This is a genomic window from Helicobacter sp. MIT 14-3879 (genome assembly GCF_003364125.1).
In genome coordinates, this window is record NZ_NXLP01000181.1 from 1 (window position 1) to 630 (window position 630).

The following is a 630-nucleotide window of genomic DNA, read 5'->3' on the forward strand; positions in this document are numbered from 1 at the left end:
ATTACAAGCGGGCAATTAGCTTGGTTTGTGTGTAGTGGAATTTTAAGCTTTATCATCAGTAGTTTATTTTTTATCATCGGTAACATTTTGCAAAATACTTTATATGAATTCTTTAGTAATTTATGGGATAGTGATTTTTTCAAATTAACAATCTTCCTCACCTTACCTATAAATTTACTATACAAACACAATATTTTTCCATTGATAATGGGTGTCCTAGTCGCTTCAACACCTATTTTTCTAAGCTTACATTTTGGAGTGATTAATATTGTATCATTAATTATATATTTTTTGTTTTTTTTAATAAAAAAATTAAAAATATTAGGTTTTTTTATTATATATTATTTTGCTGTAATTATCACTTGGAATTTTTGGAGATTAATGTATAGTATTGCGAGATAGGGGAGAATATGAAATATTATGTAACAATCTATATTGACCAATTAATTGGAGAAATAACTAGAAATTTTAAAATTTTAAAACCTAAAATTTCAGATTTAGACTTTACTCACGCTTTTCTTGGTTTAACCCATACTCACCCTGATATTTTAGATAAAATTGATAAAGAATTAAGAGATGAAAAACTTAAAAATAAAGATTGGAAAGATTTTGATAAAAAATGGTATGAAA

1 protein-coding gene and 1 pseudogene are annotated in these 630 nt (G+C 24.4%); both read left to right on the top strand.

Features of this window, described 5'->3' with window-relative positions; translation table 11 throughout:
- On the top strand, window positions 1-402 hold a 402-nt coding region (locus CQA44_RS13060), incomplete at its 5' end, for a hypothetical protein (RefSeq protein ID WP_115547441.1).
- Between the two features lie 8 nt (window positions 403-410).
- A pseudogene (locus tag CQA44_RS12245) lies at window positions 411-630 on the top strand (hypothetical protein); the annotation flags it as partial.